The 17,181-nt window shown below is 61.8% G+C and carries 13 protein-coding genes; 2 read left to right on the forward strand and 11 right to left on the reverse strand.

The genetic code is table 11. The annotated features are described in order from the left end of the window. Window positions 1-688: 688 nt before the first annotated feature. Together ACDZ94_RS23115 and ACDZ94_RS23120 are read right to left on the reverse strand one after the other, a co-directional pair. Window positions 689-1,315 carry a Pr6Pr family membrane protein gene (locus ACDZ94_RS23115; protein WP_064450881.1) on the reverse strand — a complete coding sequence of 209 codons (627 nt, stop codon included), beginning with the start codon at window positions 1,313-1,315 and terminating at the stop codon, window positions 689-691. 4 nt (window positions 1,316-1,319) lie between these two features. Then, the gene (locus ACDZ94_RS23120; RefSeq protein ID WP_043048686.1) at window positions 1,320-1,553 is read right to left on the reverse strand and encodes a VF530 family DNA-binding protein; all 234 of its coding nucleotides are present in this window, start codon (window positions 1,551-1,553) and stop codon (window positions 1,320-1,322) included. A 214-nt stretch (window positions 1,554-1,767) separates the two neighbouring features. Here ACDZ94_RS23120 and ACDZ94_RS23125 point away from each other — a divergent pair, with 214 nt between their 5' ends. Next, window positions 1,768-3,786, forward strand: a complete 2,019-nt coding sequence (locus tag ACDZ94_RS23125) for a TonB-dependent receptor (protein WP_432751569.1) — start codon at window positions 1,768-1,770, stop codon at window positions 3,784-3,786. A gap of 439 nt (window positions 3,787-4,225) precedes the next feature. Further along, on the forward strand, window positions 4,226-6,643 hold the full coding sequence (locus ACDZ94_RS23130) for a glucose/quinate/shikimate family membrane-bound PQQ-dependent dehydrogenase (protein WP_064450879.1): 2,418 nt from the start codon (window positions 4,226-4,228) through the stop codon (window positions 6,641-6,643). Between the two features lie 190 nt (window positions 6,644-6,833). Here the strand turns inward: ACDZ94_RS23130 and ACDZ94_RS23135 are convergent, their stop codons facing one another. The 9 genes from ACDZ94_RS23135 to ACDZ94_RS23175 all read right to left on the reverse strand — a co-directional run bounded on the left by ACDZ94_RS23135 (window position 6,834) and on the right by ACDZ94_RS23175 (window position 17,093). Then, window positions 6,834-9,170 (reverse strand): putative bifunctional diguanylate cyclase/phosphodiesterase, encoded by a 2,337-nt coding sequence (locus tag ACDZ94_RS23135; protein ID WP_064454861.1) that lies wholly within the window; start codon window positions 9,168-9,170, stop codon window positions 6,834-6,836. A 207-nt stretch (window positions 9,171-9,377) separates the two neighbouring features. Continuing rightward, window positions 9,378-10,553, reverse strand: a complete 1,176-nt coding sequence (locus ACDZ94_RS23140; protein WP_128587110.1) for an ABC transporter substrate-binding protein — start codon at window positions 10,551-10,553, stop codon at window positions 9,378-9,380. Beyond that, on the reverse strand, window positions 10,550-11,524 hold the full coding sequence (locus ACDZ94_RS23145) for a CobW family GTP-binding protein (RefSeq protein WP_407017969.1): 975 nt from the start codon (window positions 11,522-11,524) through the stop codon (window positions 10,550-10,552). Before ACDZ94_RS23145 ends, ACDZ94_RS23140 begins: the two co-directional genes overlap by 4 nt. Beyond that, the gene (locus ACDZ94_RS23150) at window positions 11,521-11,817 is read right to left on the reverse strand and encodes a hypothetical protein (protein WP_064450876.1); all 297 of its coding nucleotides are present in this window, start codon (window positions 11,815-11,817) and stop codon (window positions 11,521-11,523) included. Before ACDZ94_RS23150 ends, ACDZ94_RS23145 begins: the two co-directional genes overlap by 4 nt. 13 nt (window positions 11,818-11,830) lie before the next feature. After that, the gene (locus tag ACDZ94_RS23155; RefSeq protein ID WP_064450875.1) at window positions 11,831-12,580 is read right to left on the reverse strand and encodes an SDR family NAD(P)-dependent oxidoreductase; all 750 of its coding nucleotides are present in this window, start codon (window positions 12,578-12,580) and stop codon (window positions 11,831-11,833) included. Between the two features lie 139 nt (window positions 12,581-12,719). Then, on the reverse strand, window positions 12,720-13,481 hold the full coding sequence (locus ACDZ94_RS23160; RefSeq protein ID WP_064450874.1) for an SDR family NAD(P)-dependent oxidoreductase: 762 nt from the start codon (window positions 13,479-13,481) through the stop codon (window positions 12,720-12,722). Between the two features lie 10 nt (window positions 13,482-13,491). Continuing rightward, a complete protein-coding gene (locus ACDZ94_RS23165) occupies window positions 13,492-14,832 on the reverse strand; it encodes an MFS transporter (RefSeq protein WP_064450873.1) in 1,341 nt (446 codons plus the stop codon). Between the two features lie 39 nt (window positions 14,833-14,871). Beyond that, window positions 14,872-15,750 (reverse strand): polysaccharide deacetylase family protein, encoded by an 879-nt coding sequence (locus tag ACDZ94_RS23170; RefSeq protein ID WP_053254585.1) that lies wholly within the window; start codon window positions 15,748-15,750, stop codon window positions 14,872-14,874. A gap of 11 nt (window positions 15,751-15,761) precedes the next feature. Then, window positions 15,762-17,093 carry an amidase gene (locus ACDZ94_RS23175; RefSeq protein ID WP_432751570.1) on the reverse strand — a complete coding sequence of 444 codons (1,332 nt, stop codon included), beginning with the start codon at window positions 17,091-17,093 and terminating at the stop codon, window positions 15,762-15,764. Between the last annotated feature and the right edge of the window lie 88 nt (window positions 17,094-17,181).

Genomic DNA, 17,181 nt, shown 5'->3' on the forward strand with positions numbered 1-17,181 from the left:
GCATCAACGGCTTATGCCTGATGTACCGAGGTGTCTGCATCGCAGGCAAGCCAGCTCCCACAGAAAAGCGCAGCGCCACGGCCTGGCAGCTAAACTCGGTCAAACTGTGGGAGCGGGCTTGCTCGCGAATGCGGTGGTTCAGTTACAAATGTGCTGACTGACCCACCGCTTTCGCGAGCAAGCCCGCTCCCACATTTGGATCTCATTACATCAGGTGGATGCTGTGTTGCACTGCTTCTGCTCTGCTTTTGCTTCAACCACTCAGGTCGGCTACCAGGCCGCCGTGCTCTGCTTTTGATCTTGATCTGAGGCGCCCCGTTAACCACGATGGCCGAACGCAGGCTTGAATCCGTGGGTAACCCGGCAGGACGCCGGGTTAGCCGCACTGGGCCAGGGATGGCCCATTGCGGCGGCCCACGGATTCAAGCCGGAGTGCGGGCATGCCGAGCCTGGGCGAGGCACCGAGTGGTGGGGCAAAGCGTTTTTTGGTTACTTTTTTAGGCGTTTTGTAAAAAAGTGACCCGCCGTAAGGGCGGAACCCTAAGCAACCGTTACCGCAGCAACGGATATGTACTCAATCTACCCCCCCACAGACTTAAAGCGACACAAAGAGTTGCGTAGATACCTATGCTGCGCGACGGCAATGAATGGCGGTGACGGATGGTGGGTGAAGACAGTTGCTCCCACATTAGTTCGTCGGCGACTTCAGGCATTTATCCAACCCCACCACCGCCACTGCAATCACGATGAACCCCGCCAGAATCCCCCCGGCATTCGCAAACACTTGTGGATAACCGAGGCTGTCCACATCAATGAACGGGTACTGATATTGCCCGAGCAGATGCCCGCGCAATAGCACATAAGCGAAGTACACCAGCGGGTAGATCACCCACCCGGCAATGTGTTTGAGGCGCAACGTGCCCTTGGGCACATATCGCCACCAGTAGATTAAAAACAGCACCGGCATCACGTCGTGCAGCAATTCGTCGGCGATAAATTGAAAGCCTGCGGGGCTCCACAAATGCCGCAGCAGCAGGTTGTACGCCAGGCTCACCACGACGATGCTCGCAGCAATCCCACTACTGACGTTGGGTGCCAGGAAAAACCGCTTCGCGGCTGAATCCCGACTGACCAGTGCATAGCTCAACACCACCACGACCAAGGTGTTGGTGAGCACGGTGAAGAAGCTGAAAAAGTTGATCAGCCCGCCCAACAGGCTGGCGCCGGCGTCCCAGCGTGAATAGAAAATAAGGTATTGCTGAATCGCCAGCCCCGCCCAACCGGCCAGCGCCGCAACCGCGGCAAAGCGCTTCATCGGCTCAGTCCAGCGGGCGTTTGGTGCGCATCAGCTTGACGTACAAGCTTTCGACTTTCTCCCGCGCCCACGGAGTTTTGCGCAGGAACGTCAGGCTCGACTTGATGCTCGGGTCGCTCTTGAAGCAGCGGATATCAATACGTTCGGCCAGGCCGCTCCATTCGTAATGTTCCACCAGGGTGGTGAGGACGTGCTGCAGAGTCACGCCGTGGAGCGGGTCGTTGCTTGTCGCGGTCATGCCGGGCCTTTTGCAAAAAGAGGAAACACAGCCGCGCACCTTAGCCGACGGGGCGTACAGGTGGAAGCACCGCATTGAATATAGACCCTGAGGAAAAGTTCCCCTTTTCAGCCAAAAAAGAGATGTTATATTGTAACCATAGTTATCAAAAGTAACGCTTTCGATACCGTTTTAAGCCTTCTCTTTTTTGTGCCGTTTTACCAAGGAATGTTCGATGTCCCTCTCCTCTCTGTGGCGCTTGACCCCGCTTGCCGCCGCCCTGCTGATCTGCTCTGAAGCCCACGCCCTTGAGCTGCAACCCCAAGTCATTACCGGCAACCCGCTGGGCAGCGAACAACTCGCCTCGCCCACCACCGTGCTGGAAGGCGATGACCTGACACTGCAACAAAAAGGCAGCCTCGGCGAGACCCTGAACAAGCAGCCGGGTGTGTCGTCGTCGTACTTTGGCCCGGGTGCCAGCCGGCCGATCATTCGAGGCCAGGATGGCGACCGCATTCGCATTCTGCGCAACGGCGTAGGCGCGCTGGATGCGTCGTCGCTGTCCTACGACCATGCGGTGCCGCTGGACCCGGTCAACGTCGAGCGTATTGAAATCGTGCGTGGCCCGGCCGCGCTGTTGTATGGCGGCAGCGCGATTGGCGGCGTGGTCAACACGTTCGATAACCGCATCCCCACCGAAGCCATCGAAGGCATTCACGGTGCGGGTGAATTGCGCTATGGCGGCGCCGACACTACCCGCAGCAGCGCCGGCAAACTGGAAGCCGGCAACGGCACCTTCGCCCTGCATCTGGACGCCAATGCGCGGGCATTCAACGACCTCAAGATCCCAGGTTTTGCCCGCAGCCGCCATGCCCCGCAAACCGAAGACGGCCCCGGCAAGAATGGCCGCCTGGGCAACAGCGACGGGCGCCAGGACGGCGGCGCCGTGGGCGGTTCCTACACCTGGGACGACGGTTATGCCGGGCTGTCCTACAGCAACTACGACGCCAACTACGGCTCACCCGCCGAACAGGACGTGCGCATCCGCATGAAGCAGGATCACTACGCCTTTGCGTCCGAGATCCGCAACCTGCAAGGTCCGTTTACCTCGGTAAAACTCGACGCGGGCTACACCGACTACGAGCACCGCGAAATCGAAGGCGGCGAAACCGGCACGATCTTCAAGAACAAGGGTTATGAGGCGCGCGTTGAAGCCCGCCACCAACCGCTGGGCCCGTTCGATGGCGTGGTGGGCGCACAAGTGACCCGTAACGAGTTTTCGGCACTCGGCGAAGAAGCCTTTGTGCCACAGACCGATACCAACGCCGGCGCGTTGTTTATCCTCGAAGAAATGCAGGCCACCGAGCGCCTCAAACTCAGCCTCGGCGGGCGCCTGGAACATACGAACATCGACCCGAACGCCAAGGGCAATGCGCGCTTTGCAGGCGCCGACAAATCCAAGGACTTCACCGCCGGCAGCCTGTCCTCCGGCGCGGTCTACACCCTCACGCCAATCTGGTCGCTGGCCGCAACCTTGGGCTACACCGAACGCGCGCCGACCTTCTACGAGCTGTATGCCAACGGCGCCCACGTCGCTACCGGCACTTACGAGTTGGGCGACGCCAACCTGAAGAAAGAAAAAGCCGTGTCCAGCGACCTCGCGCTGCGCTTTGACAACGGCACCCACAAGGGCAGCTTTGGCGTGTTTTATAGCCGCTTCTCCAATTACATCGGTTTGTTGGGCACAGGTCGTACGCTCAACGATGAAGGTGAAGAAGACGCAGGTGGTATTCCTGAGTACACATACTCCGGCGTACGGGCACGTTTCGCCGGCTTCGAGGCCCAGGATCACTGGAAACTTGGCGAAGGCGCCTACGGCAAATTTGCCTTGGAGCTGTCGGGGGATTACACCCGCGCCACCAACCTCGATACGGGTGAAGCCTTGCCACGCATCGCGCCCCTGCGCTTGAACAGCGGTTTGCTGTGGGAACTGGACCGCTGGCAAGCGCGGATCGACGTGGAACACGCGGCGGGCCAAGGGCGTGTGCCGAATAACGAAAGCGGCACCGATGGCTACACCACGCTGGGCGCAAGCGCGGGTTATCGCTTCAATGTCGGTGGCAGCCAGTGGCTGGCGTTCGTCAATGGCGAAAACCTGACCAACCAGACCGTGCGCTACGCCAGCTCGATCCTGCGCGATATCGCGCCGGCGCCGGGACGCAGTGTGCAGTTTGGTATACGCACCACCTTCTAAAAAACACCGAAAATCCCCTGTGGGAGGGGGCTTGCTCCCGATGACAGTGTGTCAGTCGACCTATTCATGGCTGACCCACTGCTATCGGGAGCAAGCCCCCTCCCACATTTGTTTTGCAGCGACACTTAGTCACTGTTACCAAATCTGAAATGATGCATCTTGCGTTTTGCGCTTTCTCTTGGCGCATCCGCGCTTTATCCTTGTCGACAATAAACTGAAACGTTTCACTTCTGCGGTCGACCCCATCTTGCCGAAATCTTCCTTCTTCCAAGACAGCGCTGTCTTAAACCGACCTGCGCCTGGGGATAAATCGTCCGCCTGTGGATAAGCCCCCTGTCCCCAGAAATACCAAAAATAACGCTGAACCAAGCCCGCGCCGAATCGTCATCTACAGTGAAGCACGGGGTTACATAATTCCAACGTCACGGAGAAACACACTATGAGCACTGATGGTGCTTCAAGCCCAAGCCGCCTGCTGCCCAGGTTGCTAGGCGTCTTGCTGCTGATCATGGGGCTGGCCTTGCTGGCCGGCGGCGTCAAGCTGAGCATGCTCGGCGGGTCGCTGTACTACCTGCTGGCCGGTATCGGCATCGCCCTCACCGGCGTTTTGCTGCTGGCTACCCGCCGCGCTGCGCTGGGCCTGTACGCACTGGTGCTGTTCGCCAGTACCGTGTGGGCACTGTGGGAAGTCGGCCTGGATTGGTGGCAGCTGGTGCCGCGTCTGGCCCTGCTGTTCGCGCTGGGCATCGTCTTGCTGCTGCCGTGGTTTCGCCGTCCGTTGCTGCGTGGTCAACCCGCGCCACTGGGCACTGGCGCACTGAGCGTGGCCGTGGTGCTGGCCGGCGCTGCCGCCCTCGCCAGCCAATTCACCAACCCGGGTGAAATGGTCAAGACCGGTCAACTGGACCGTGACGCTGTGCCTGGCATGGCCAGCGCCGCACCGACCCAGGCCGATGGCGACTGGAACTCCTATGGCCGCTCGGCCTTCGGTGATCGTTACTCGCCCCTGGCGCAGATCACCCCGGAAAACGCCCACAAGCTCGTACCGGCGTGGACCTATCGCACCGGCGACATCCCTGGCCCAGGCGATCCCGGTGAAACCACCGCAGAAAACACCCCGCTGAAAGTCAACGGCATGCTCTACGTGTGTACTCCGCACAGCCAGGTGATTGCCCTGGACCCGGACACCGGCAAGGAAATCTGGCGTTTCGACCCGAAGATCAGCACCGAAGGTGCCGCGAACTTCAAAGGTTGGGCGCACATGACCTGCCGTGGCGTGTCGTATCACGATGACGCTGTCTACGCCTCCGAGCAGAGCCCTACCGGCAGCGCCAGCGCCGCGCCTGTCAGCGCCGTCTGCCCGAAACGCATTTTCGTACCGACTGCCGATACTCGTCTGATCGCCCTGAACGCCGACACCGGCAAGATGTGCGAAGACTTCGGTGACAAAGGCCAGGTCGACCTGCGTGCCAATATCGGCAGCTTCGCCCCAGGCGGTTACTACTCCACTTCGCCACCGGCCGTGACCAAGAACCTGGTCGTGATCGGCGGTCACGTGACCGACAACGTTTCCACCGACGAGCCTAGCGGCGTAATCCGCGCGTTCGACGTACACACCGGCAAGCTGGTGTGGAACTGGGACAGCGGCAACCCGGACGACACCACCCCGTTGGCCGAGGGCAAGACCTACACGCGCAACTCGCCGAACATGTGGTCCATGTTCAGCGTCGATGAAAAACTCGGCATGCTGTACCTGCCGATGGGCAACCAGATGCCCGACCAATATGGCGGCGACCGTACTGCGGACTCCGAGAAATACAGCGCCGGCCTGACCGCTCTGGACATCGACAGCGGCCACGTGAAGTGGACCTTCCAGTTCACTCACCATGACCTGTGGGACATGGACGTGGGCGGCCAGCCTAGCCTGATCGACATCAAGACCGCTGACGGCGTCAAGCAAGCAGTCATGGCTTCGACCAAGCAAGGCAGCATCTACGTGCTGGACCGCAGCAACGGCAAACCCGTGGTGCCGATCAATGAAGTCCCTGTACCGCAAGGCGCAGTGGCCGGTGATCACACCTCCCCGACCCAACCGAAGTCCGACCTGAACTTCATGCCGCCGCCGTTGAAAGAACGCGACATGTGGGGCGTGACCCCGTTTGACCAGATGCTGTGCCGGATCGATTTCAAATCCATGCGCTACGACGGCCCGTTCACGCCGCCATCGCTGCAAGGTTCGATCGTTTACCCGGGTAACTTCGGCGTGTTCGACTGGGGCGGCATTTCGGTTGACCCGGTACGTCAGATTGCTTTCGTGAACCCGAGCTACATGGCGTTCAAATCGAAACTGATCCCGGCTGCCGACATCGCCAAGCAAGGCCCTCGCGTCAGCGAAACCCAAGGCGTACAGCCAAACAAAGGCGCGCCGTACGGCGTGATCCTCGAAGCACTGCTGTCGCCTCTGGGCCTGCCGTGCCAGGCGCCGGCGTGGGGTTATGTGGCAGCGGTCGACCTGACCACCCACAAAACCATCTGGATGCACAAGAACGGCACCGTGCGCGACAGCTCGCCGGTTCCAATCCCGCTGACCATGGGCGTGCCTAGCCTGGGCGGTACATTCACCACCGCCGGTGGCGTGTCCTTCCTCAGCGGCACCCTCGACCAGTACCTGCGTGCCTATGACGTGAAAAACGGCAAGCAACTGTGGGAAGGCCGCCTGCCTGCAGGCGCGCAAACCACACCGATGACCTACACCGGCAAGGACGGCAAGCAGTACGTGCTGGTCATGGCCGGCGGTCACGGCTCGCTGGGCACCAAGCAGGGTGACTATGTGATGGCGTTCAAACTGCCGGATTAAGCATTACCGGTGGTAAAACCAAGGCGGCTACCTGATGGGTAGCCGCCTTTTTTGTGCCTGCCGCGAGCGACCTGTGGGAGGGGGCTTGTTCCCGATGGCGGTGTACCCGTTGTCGATGCTTCCACTGACACACCGCTTTCGGGAGCAAGCCCCCTCCCACAGGGTTCAGGTGGTGTTCAGAAGATCGGGTTTACAAGGCAACACGCTCACGCAGCATCCACATTTCAAATGCCATGGCATTCAACGGCCGGCTGATCAAGTAACCCTGTGCGGTGTCGCACTTCCACTGTTTGAGCAGCTTCAGGCTGGGCTCGAACTCCACCCCTTCCGCCACCACCTTGAGCCCCAGGTTGTGGCTCATTTCGATGGTCGATCGCACGATCACGCCATCACCGCTGGTGCTGTCGAGGTTGCGGATGAAGGATTGGTCGATCTTCAACTCCTGCACCGGCAAACGCTGCAATTGCGCCAGCGACGAATAGCCCGTGCCGAAGTCATCCACCGACAGGCTGATGCCGCAGCCGCGCAGTTGCTCCAGTACGCTGAGGGCCTGTTGCGGGTTGTGCATGATCGCGCTTTCAGTGATTTCGAAAATCAAGTGCTCGGCCGATACGTTGTAGTGCATCAACAAGGCGGTGACGCGAATAGCCAGGTCATCATCCGCCAGGTCATCCACCGAAATATTCACCGACAGCTGCAGGTGCAAACCACGTTGCGCCCATTCGGCCATTTGGCGAATAGCCTCCTCGATCGCCCACAGGGTCAAGGCCCCCATGCTGCCGGTGCGCTCGGCCAGGGGAATGAATTCGGTGGGTGACACCTGGCCGAGGGTCGGATGCTGCCAGCGCAGCAGGGCTTCCGCCTGACGCACATGACCATCAACCAGATCGAGTTTGGGCTGATAACAGAGGAACAACTCGCCCTCGACCACTGCGCGGCGCAAGTCGCGAATCAGCGTGATCTGGCGCAGATGGGCCAGGTCGCGGTCCAGTTGGTAGACCTGCAAGTACCCGGGCAAGCTCGCCGCATCATGCCGGGCAATGGCCGCGCGGCTGATCAGTTCTTCCACCTGCTGGCCGTCGGCGGGGTAGGCCGCGATGCCGATGCTCACTTCATGGCGCACTTCATCATTGCCGATACGCTGGGGCTCGGTGAGCAGCCCATAAAGGCGGTCGGCACGCGCCACGGCGCAGTCGATCTCAGTGTTTTCCAGCAACAGCAAAAATTCACTGCCGGCGATGCGCGCCGCGGTGTCGCTGGGCAGCAGGCTCATGGACAGGCATCGGCTGGCTTCGCGCAGCATTTCTTCGACGCCCTGCGGGCCGAAGCCTTCGTTGATCACCCGGTAGTTTTCAATCCCCAGGTACACCAACACCACCGGCCGCCGTGCACTGATCGCGCTGCCCAGGCGCTCCATGGCCAGGGCGCGATTGGGCAACCCAGTGAGCGGGTCATGCAGGGCGTTGTGGGCCAATTGGCGCTCGCGCACGGCGATTCCGCTTTGCATGGCGTTGAATGCACGGGCCAACACGCCGAACTCGTCGTGGCTGCGCACCTGCACCGGCGTGTGGTAGTCACCGGCACCAATCCGTTCCGCCGCTTGCACCAGGGCGTTGAGCGGGCGTGACACACGTCGCGCCAGGAACAACGCGCCCGCCAGCGACACGAGCAACACCGCCAGGGCGATCCCCATAAACTGCTGGTCCAGCGGCGCAAAGGATTCCAGCGCATGGTCCAGCGGGCTTTGCAGCAATACGCGCACCTCGTCGCCATCGCCGGTATTGGCCAGCGGCAGTACCTGGCTGAGCACCCGTTGCCCATAAAACAGATTGATCCGGGCTTCAGGGGTCAGGGGCGCCTCGTGCAGTGTATGGATGATCGCAGCCTGGTAGGCCTCAGGCTGGGTACTGAACAACTGGCCGACGCGGCCGTCCTGCACGCCGAGGAACGACAGCTCTAGGTTGCTCATGGAACGCAGTTCGTTGGCGAACAGCTTGTCCATGGGAAAGCCCATGACCACACGTGCAATCGGCAGCGGGTCGAGCACTTCGTCCTGCACCAGCAAATAGGGCTGGCCGTCCATGGCAACGATGAGCATTTGCAAGCCACTGCGTCGCGCATGACGCAATGCCTCGACATAAGGAAACGGCTGGCCGCCCGTCAGTTCAGGCAAGGTGCTGACCATCACCGTGCCATCCAGGCCCAACACAAACACTTCCGTTGAGTGGATGCCGGGGCCATGCCGACGCAGCGCAGCCCGAATCGATTCGGCCTTGCCTTCAATCACCGCTTGCTTGAACGGGCCATCGACGGTAAGCCAGTCCAGCCCGTATTGCAGGCGGCGCCCGCGCAGGTCCAGCAAGCGCTCGAACACCTGGATGCCGGCAGTGAGTTGCACTTGGGCCTGGTTTTCCACGGCACGGGTGGTGGCGACCTTGACCGCGAAGTAAGTAGCGGCCACGACCACCAGTAGCAATAGCGCCAACACCCCGGCAATGCGGGTCTGGAATGTGTGGCGCCACTGCATTGCCGTGCCCTCCGGCAGCATTCGCCTCTCTGTGCCACTGCGTTCATTTGTCATACGCATCCCTGGCGGCGGCTGGTTCGGCGTCAAAAAAATATCCATTTTTATTGAATATTTGGTTTAAGCAGATTAGCTGGGACTTGGGATAAGTACACCTAACAAACACTGGAACTGTTGCGTCACATTATTGACAGCCAGGCATTAGCTGAACTAGGCGCTGCGGGCGCGCATGAAGTCCCCCCACCGGCGCACCAGATAGTTATGCTCATCCATCACCGAGTTCCACACCGCGATGTGCCCCATGCGTTGCTCATACGAGCCGCCATCCCGTACTTCACCGATGTCGATCAACGGCAAGCCATCGCTGCCCGGTAACTCTTCGCGCGCGGGCTTGCCGGCGTACCAGTAATCCCACTCGGCACGGCTCAAATGATCGCGCGTGCGCGCGGGGTTGCCAATGTAGTAACCCTGGCGCGCCATTACCGCCCCTGGCCAGCCGGACAACCACCAATTCAGGTAGGCATACGCCGCATCCAGCACCGGCCCTTGGGCATGGCGCGACAACGACAAGCCACCAAACCAGGCGCGATAGCCTTCGCGAGGCACCGCCAACCGATACTTCACACCGGCCCGGTGCAGGCGCATCAAGGTCGGCGACCACAGGCTCTGGATATCGATGCTCGGGCTGAGCATCAACTGCGCCGCCTCCTCATCGTCCGACCAGAACGCCGCAAAGTGCCCTTCCTTCTGCTTGCGCACCAGAATATCGGCCAGCACATCGATCTCCTCGATGCTCATATTGCCGACGTCCTTGAACTGCGCCAGCCCCGCGCCCTGCACCGCCAATGCGGCATCCAGCGCGCCGATGGCCGCGTCACTTTGCAGCGCGGTGCGCGCGCGCCAGGCCGGGTCGAGCAGCCAGCCCCAGCTTTCATTGCCGTGGCTGAAGCCTTCAGGCAAACGCTCGGGACGATAGGCAAAGCTGTCAGCATTGTGGGTCAGCGGCAGCATGCTGATGCGCTCGGTCACGGAGCTGCCGAGGCTGCCGTCGTGCTGCACGAACAGGCGTTCACTGGGCACGCTGCCGCTGCCCAGGCGATCATTGGCCGACAACCGACCGCGCTTGGGCAAGTCATTGATCTCGTGCCACAGCGCGATACGCCGCGTGTCGATCGGCTGGATCGCCCGCGCCGGCCACACAAAGTCAACGTTGTGAAACCATTGGTCGTACAGGTCGTAGCTCTCGGGCTGCATCACCGCGATGCGTTGGGCCTGTGCCACATCGTGCACCTGGTAGACCAGGCGAATGCCCAGTTCCTGTTCGGCGCGCACGCGCAGGCATTCGAGCAAGGTCACGGACGTACCGAGGACACGCAAGGTGATCATGCTGCGAACCGCCGCGAGAACACGTCAAAGGAGCGGCGTAGCAGCGCCGGGTCGAGGCCGCGCAGGATAAATACCAGCCGTGATTGGCGGTCGGTGCCTGGCCACGCAGGCAAGTGGACCGGGGCATGCAGGCAGTGCTGCACGCCATGAATGACGATGGGGGCCGAGCTTGCGTTCACGTTAAGCAGTCCTTTGACGCGAAGGATTCGTTCGCCGTGGCATCTTAGCAGCATCGACAACCAGACCCCGAAGCCAACCCAGTCCAGCGGCTGTTCGAAAGTCAGGCAGCACACTTGCGCGGCGCCGTGGGTCGCTGTGGTGGTTTGATGCAATTGCCAGCGGCTGACTTCAACGGCAGGCTCGGCGCTGCGCAAACCTTCGCCAAGCAGCAGTTGGTCGCCGCTGTGAATATCCTGGGTATTGAGGATCGGTGTGCCGGCATTCAGCGCCTGCAAATGCGTGCGCAGTGAATCACAGTCGCCGGCGAGGTCCGTCTTGCTGAGCAACAGCCGATCGGCCGCAGCAACTTGGGCCAGCCATTCCGGGTGCAGGCGCTCCTGAAGCTCGGCGTGGCTGGCGTCGACCAGGGTAATCACCAGGCCAATGTGAAAGCGTCCGCGCAGTTGCACATCGTTGTTCAAGGTGGCGAGGATCGGCGCCGGGTCGGCAAGGCCGGTGGTTTCCAGGATCACGCGTTTGAACGCCGGGATTTCACCGCGCTCACGACGTTGCAACAAGCCCAGCAGCGCATCTTTCAACTCGCCACGAATCGAGCAGCACACGCAGCCGCTGGGCAGCAACACCGTGTCCGGTGCGACCTCCTCCACCAGCAGATGGTCAATGCCGACATCGCCGAACTCGTTGATCAACAGCGCCGTGTCGCCGAGGCTTTCGCCTTGTAACAGTCGCGTGAGCAACGTGGTTTTGCCACTGCCGAGGAAGCCGGTGATGACGTTGAGGGCAATGCTCATGACGACTCCAGGTGATCAAGCAAGCGTGGGTCAAGCGGGTCCAGCGGGCGGCCAAGCATGCTTTCTGCCGCCTGCCAGAGTGGGTCCAGACCACTCGCCAACGCTTGCTTGCCAGTGGCACCCATCAGCAGGTAAGAAGCGCCCTGAAAGTCTTCGACCTTGAGCCGGAACACCGCCAGCACCTGGTTGATCGCCGCGATGCGGCGCAGGCGTTCACGGCGTCTTGGCAACTCATCGCCCAAAGGGTCGCTCCAGTGCAGGTCTTCACCGAGCAATCCACAGAGTCCGCACATGGCTACACCTCACTCATGGCATGACATCGCCGGAGTTCGGGCCCAGGGTCTGGCCGACGAACAGATTGCCGCCAGGCTCACTGGCCAGCAGCACGGCGGTGGGCGCGACTTCGTCCGCCAGGCCGAAGCGGCCCAAGGGCAACTCGGCGGCCTTGGCGCGTTTCCAGTCGTCGCTGATGCCGCCCACCAGCGGCGTTTCAATCGGGCCGGGCGCGATAGCGTTGACCAGCACATTGTCCTTGGCCACTTCCAGCGCGAGGGACTTGGTAAAGCCGATCACCCCGGCCTTGGCGGCGGCATAGTGGGTCAGTTCGGCACCGCCCTTGATACCCAGTTGCGAGGCGACATTGATGATGCGGCCCCAGCGCTGCGCAAGCATGTGCGGCAATGCGCGCTGGCTGGCGACGAACACGCTGGTGAGGTCGACGCGCAGCATGTCGTTCCACATTTCGATGGACAGGTCGACGCAGCGCGCCTGGGTCAGCATGCCGGCGTTGTTGACCAGGATATCGATGCCGCCGAAGTGTTCGACGCAGCGGTCGACACTGGCCTGGGCACCTTCGACGGTGCCGACGTCAGCCAGGCATTCGAAGACTTCGGCGCCGAGGTTGCGGCAGGTAATGGCGGTTTCGGCGAGGCTGGCGGCGTTGCGGTCGGCCAACAGCAGCCGCGCGCCTTCGGCGGCGTAGGCACGGGCGATGGCGGCACCGATGCCACTGCCGGCGCCGGTAATCACGGCGCGTCGGTGGATGAGTTGGGACATACACAAATCTCCTTAGGTCAATATAGATCCAATGTGGGAGCGGGCTTGCTCGCGAATGCGTCGTGTCAGTCGATGCATCTGTTACTGACCCACCGTCTTCGCGAGCAAGCCCGCTCCCACATTTTCAGACCCAGTCCAGTCAGTCGGGCCAGCGCACGGTCAAGCCGCCGTCGATAACGATGCTCTGCCCGGTCAAATAACTCGATGCCTCACTGGTCAAAAATTGCACCAATGACGCCACTTCATCCGCCCGCCCTACCCGACCCAGCGGAATAGCCCGCGCGGCCTTGGCCAACCCCTCAGGCCCCAACGAGTTCTTCGCGTCCAACGACTGCGGCGTCTCGATCAACCCGGGTATCACCGCGTTGCAACGAATCCCCAGCGGCGCCAACTCCACCGCCAGCGAACGGCACAACCCCGGCACGCCCGCCTTCGCCGCCGCGTAATGGCTGTGCTCCTGCCAACCATATACGCCACCGGCAATCGACGAAATCGCCACCAGCGCACCGCCTTCTGTCATGTGCCGGCTCGCCGCACGGAAGGTGCGCATCACCCCCGTCAGGTCGACATTGAGCATCTCGTTCCACAACGCGTCGGTCATCTCCAGCAAGGGCGCGCGACGCAACAGACCGGCATTGGCCACCGCGTAATCCAGGCGCCCGAAATGCTGCACGGCTTGCTCGGCCAGGGCGTCTACCGAGGCGGTATCGCCTACGTCCAGCGCCAGCATCAGGCATTCGCCGCCAGCCTGTTGCACCAGCGCTACGGTGGTGTGCGGGTCATGCGGGTCGGCCGGGTAATACCCGCCCACCACCGCCACGCCGTTACGTGCATAGGCCACGGCCAGGGCTTGGCCGATGCCGCTGGCGGCACCGGTAATCAGGGCAACTTTACGGCTCATCTGAAACTCCTTACTGAACGGTTTCCGGACGCACATGGCGTGCGGCAAACATCAGGGCGCCGGACAAGAAGCACGGCAGCGCACCGAACCACAGCGCGGCGGTCTGCCAATCACTGCCGGCGGACAACACCTGGGTGGCGCCAAAGCCTGCGACGACCGCGCCAATCGGGCCCATGGCATGGATGATCGCGCCACCGGTGGCGCGGATGCTGGTGGGGAAACTTTCGCTGATGAAAAACAGCGCCGCCGAGTACGGCCCGATCAGAAAGAACAGGCCCAGGCTGTACAGCCCGACCACCGTCGGCATATTGCTTGGGCCAAACAGCATCCCGGCAAAGGCCAGGCCGCCGAGCATCCAACCCAGGCCGATCACGTTGCGACGGCCGATCTTGTCGCCCATCCAGCCGTGAGTCAGGTAGCCGCAATAACCCACCAGGTTGGAGAGCACGAGGATGATCAGCGAGTTCTCGAACGAGACGTGGTGCACGCTGACGATTACCGATGTGCCGAGCACGCTGAACACCTGGATCGCCGCCCAGTTGAGCAACAGCGCAGCGCCGATTACCAGGGTTGCGCGGCGAGCCGGGCCACGGAACGCAGCTTTGAGGCCGGCTTTACTGTGCTCGTCATAGTCCACACCGTAGGTCACGGCGACGTTTTGCGCTTCGGTCACCGCGCCGCTTTTACGCAGCTCGCTGATGCGTTGGTGAATCTGGAACTGGGGGCTCTCCTTGAGCTTGCGCGCCATGATTGCAATCACGATGGCCGGGATCGCGGCAAAGATGAAGCAACCCTGCCAGCCGATGATCGGCAGCAACAGCGCAGTCAAACCGGCAGCGATCAACGCACCAACCGGCCAGCCGCCCTGCACCAGGCTGTAGATAAAGCCACGGCGCTTGGTCAGTCGCGGATCTTCCGAGGCGCCATACAGCTCGCTCAGATACGTGGCGTTGACGGTTTCCTCGGCATACCCCAGGCCACCCAAGGAACGGATCAGAATCAGCGGCGACTTGCCCCACGCCCCGCCAATCGCGGTCAGTGCCGAGCACAGCGCAGAACCGGCCACGGTGAAAATAATGCCTTTGCGCCGCCCCAACTTATCGACGACGGGGCCAATGGCAAAGGCGACCACCGCCGTGCCCACCGCCACCCAGGTCGCGATTTCAGCTTGCTCCACTTCACCCCAGCCAAAGTGCCGGCCGATCTCCGGCAGCAAGGTGCCGAACAGGATGAAGTCATACACCGCAAACACCCAGGCGAAAAACGCGATCCAGGTGGCGAAGCGCACTTCCCGGGACGTCAGTTGCCGGGGTTTCCAGCCAGTCAGGTCAAGCTTGTTATAGATGGACATAAATCGCGCCTCGAGGGTGGGGGGCCGCTTCAGTAGGGGTCAGGAACGGGGTTGACGGCGGATAAAGTCGTCGGCGATTTCGTCGAACGTGACGAAGCGCACGCCGGCATGGCTCTGGATGTGTTCGATCAAGCGCTCGAGCATCAACAGCACTTGCGGGCGACCGGACACGTCGGGGTGGATGGTCATGGTGAACACGGCATGTTCGTGTTCGCGGTAGACCCAGTCGAACTGGTCGCGCCACATTTCTTCGAGATGGCGCGGGTTGACGAAGCCGTGGCTGTTGGGGGCTTTTTTGATGAACATCATCGGCGGCAGGTCGTCGAGGTACCAGTTGGCCGGGATCTCCACCAGGTCGGTTTCTTCGCCGCGCACCAAAGGTTTCATCCAGGTGTCGGGGTGCTGGCTGTAGTCGATCTTGGTCCAGCTGTCGCCCTTGCGCACGTAGTAGGGGTGGAAGTCGTTGTGCATCAGGCTGTGGTCGTACTTGATGCCTTTTTTCAGCAGCAGTTCGTTGGTGACCTTGCTGAATTCCCACCACGGGGCGACGTAGCCGGTGGGGCGTTTGCCGGTGACCTGGGTGATCAGTTCGATGGACTTATCGAGGACGATTTCTTCCTGCTCGGCGGTCATCGCAATCGGGTTTTCGTGGCTGTAGCCATGCACGCCGATTTCGTGACCGGCGTCAGCCACCGCCTTCATCTGCTCCGGGAAAGTTTCCATCGAGTGGCCGGGGATAAACCAGGTGGTGCGCAAACCGTAACGTTCGAACAGTTTCAGTAAACGCGGCGCACCGATTTCGCCGGCGAACAGGCCGCGGGAAATGTCGTCCGGCGAGTCTTCACCGCCGTAGGAACCGAGCCAGCCGGCGACGGCATCAACGTCGACGCCAAATGCACAGAGAATGTCTTTAGCCATGGTATGTCTCCTTAAATTGTCAGTACGGATTCGACGGACAACGCAGCGCGCAGCAGGCGTGCGTCTTCCCCCATCGGGGCGCTGAGCAGCAGCCCGGTGGGCAGGCCCAGGGCATCACGGCCGCTGGGCAAGGTAACGCCGGGCATGTCCAGCAAACTGCCGGGCATGGTCAGGCGCAGGGTGGCGAGGTTGGTGCGCACGAACAGCTCGTCGTCGGCCTCAAGCGGTGCCAACGCCGGCGCGACATGGGCAACGGTCGGGGTTATCAGGAGGGCGCCGTCGAGGTCGTCGATCAGCTGTTGTTGCAGGTGCCGGCGCGCATCGATCAGGTGGATTAATTGGCTGGCCGGCAATGAACGTGCGGCTTCTAAGCGACGGCGCACACGTGGGTCGAGTTGTTCGGCGTCGCGGCTGTCGAGCAGGGTTTGATGCAGGGCGAAGGCTTCGAAGGCGCCGAGCCAGCCGTGGTGCTTGATCAGGTCCAGGGCGGCCTGAAAAGTCGCTGACGGGCGCACCTCGATCAGTGCACCGGCGGCTCTCAATTGGTCCACCGCGCGCAGCAGGTTATTGCGCACTGCTGGTTCAATGTCTTCCAGCGCGCCTTGCTCAAGCACAAAGCGCTGGCCCTTGAGGCTGCGGGCGATATGGGTTTGCCTGCGGCCGTTGAGCAGGTCGTCGATCGCCAGTGCATCGCGCACGCTGCGGGTCAGTGGGCCGAGGCTATCGAGGGTGTGCGCCAATGGAAATACGCCGTCGCGGCTGTAGCGTCGGCTGCTGCTGCGGTAACCCACCACACCATTGAGTGCCGCGGGAATGCGGATCGAGCCTGCGGTGTCGGTGCCCATGGCGATCGGCACGATCCCGGCGGCCACGGCGACGGCTGAACCCGATGATGAACCGCCTGGGATGCGCGGTTGATCGCTGCCGTTCGGGTTGTAGGGCGTGCCGAAATGCGGGTTCAAGCCCAAGCCCGAATACGCCAGCTCGCTGAGGTTGGTCTTGCCCACGCTGACCATCCCGGCGCGGCACAACAGCCCCACGCTCGGCGCGTCGAGCAAAGCGGCCGGCGCCGCGCGACGATAGGCGGCGCCGGCCGTAGTAATGCTGCCGGCGACGTCGAACAGGTCTTTCCAGGCCAGCGGTACACCGTCGAACACACTCAAAGGCTGGCCGTCACGCCAGCGCGCAGCGGACGCTTCGGCCTCGCGCCGGGCACGCTCGGCAGTCAGTGAGATAAACACCGTGGGGGCCATGCTCGCGTGCAGGAGTACCTGTTCGAGCGCCTGCACCGGGTCGCTGCGACCGCTGGCGAAAGCCTCGGCCATGGAAGTGGCGTCTGACATCAGGATGAACCTCACAAAACGTACATATTAATAAAATGTACGTTTTATAAAGGCAGCTTTCGTGCCAGTCTGCTATCACTGCCGTTTG

Source organism: Pseudomonas sp. UBT, assembly GCF_050915955.1.
Taxonomy (GTDB): domain Bacteria; phylum Pseudomonadota; class Gammaproteobacteria; order Pseudomonadales; family Pseudomonadaceae; genus Aquipseudomonas; species Aquipseudomonas antarctica_A.

Excerpts from the sequence above, each read along its gene's own strand:
- ACDZ94_RS23170 (WP_053254585.1), bottom strand. The coding sequence starts at position 15,750 with ATGGCTAAAGACATTCTCTGTGCATTTGGCGTCGACGTTGATGCCGTC.
- ACDZ94_RS23125 (WP_432751569.1), top strand. The coding sequence starts at position 1,768 with ATGTCCCTCTCCTCTCTGTGGCGCTTGACCCCGCTTGCCGCCGCCCTG.
- ACDZ94_RS23120 (WP_043048686.1), bottom strand. The coding sequence starts at position 1,553 with ATGACCGCGACAAGCAACGACCCGCTCCACGGCGTGACTCTGCAGCAC.
- ACDZ94_RS23145 (WP_407017969.1), bottom strand. The coding sequence starts at position 11,524 with ATGAGCATTGCCCTCAACGTCATCACCGGCTTCCTCGGCAGTGGCAAA.
- ACDZ94_RS23130 (WP_064450879.1), top strand. The coding sequence starts at position 4,226 with ATGAGCACTGATGGTGCTTCAAGCCCAAGCCGCCTGCTGCCCAGGTTG.
- ACDZ94_RS23175 (WP_432751570.1), bottom strand. The coding sequence starts at position 17,093 with ATGTCAGACGCCACTTCCATGGCCGAGGCTTTCGCCAGCGGTCGCAGC.
- ACDZ94_RS23135 (WP_064454861.1), bottom strand. The coding sequence starts at position 9,170 with ATGCAGTGGCGCCACACATTCCAGACCCGCATTGCCGGGGTGTTGGCG.
- ACDZ94_RS23115 (WP_064450881.1), bottom strand. The coding sequence starts at position 1,315 with ATGAAGCGCTTTGCCGCGGTTGCGGCGCTGGCCGGTTGGGCGGGGCTG.
- ACDZ94_RS23160 (WP_064450874.1), bottom strand. The coding sequence starts at position 13,481 with ATGAGCCGTAAAGTTGCCCTGATTACCGGTGCCGCCAGCGGCATCGGC.
- ACDZ94_RS23150 (WP_064450876.1), bottom strand. The coding sequence starts at position 11,817 with ATGTGCGGACTCTGTGGATTGCTCGGTGAAGACCTGCACTGGAGCGAC.
- ACDZ94_RS23140 (WP_128587110.1), bottom strand. The coding sequence starts at position 10,553 with ATGATCACCTTGCGTGTCCTCGGTACGTCCGTGACCTTGCTCGAATGC.
- ACDZ94_RS23165 (WP_064450873.1), bottom strand. The coding sequence starts at position 14,832 with ATGTCCATCTATAACAAGCTTGACCTGACTGGCTGGAAACCCCGGCAA.
- ACDZ94_RS23155 (WP_064450875.1), bottom strand. The coding sequence starts at position 12,580 with ATGTCCCAACTCATCCACCGACGCGCCGTGATTACCGGCGCCGGCAGT.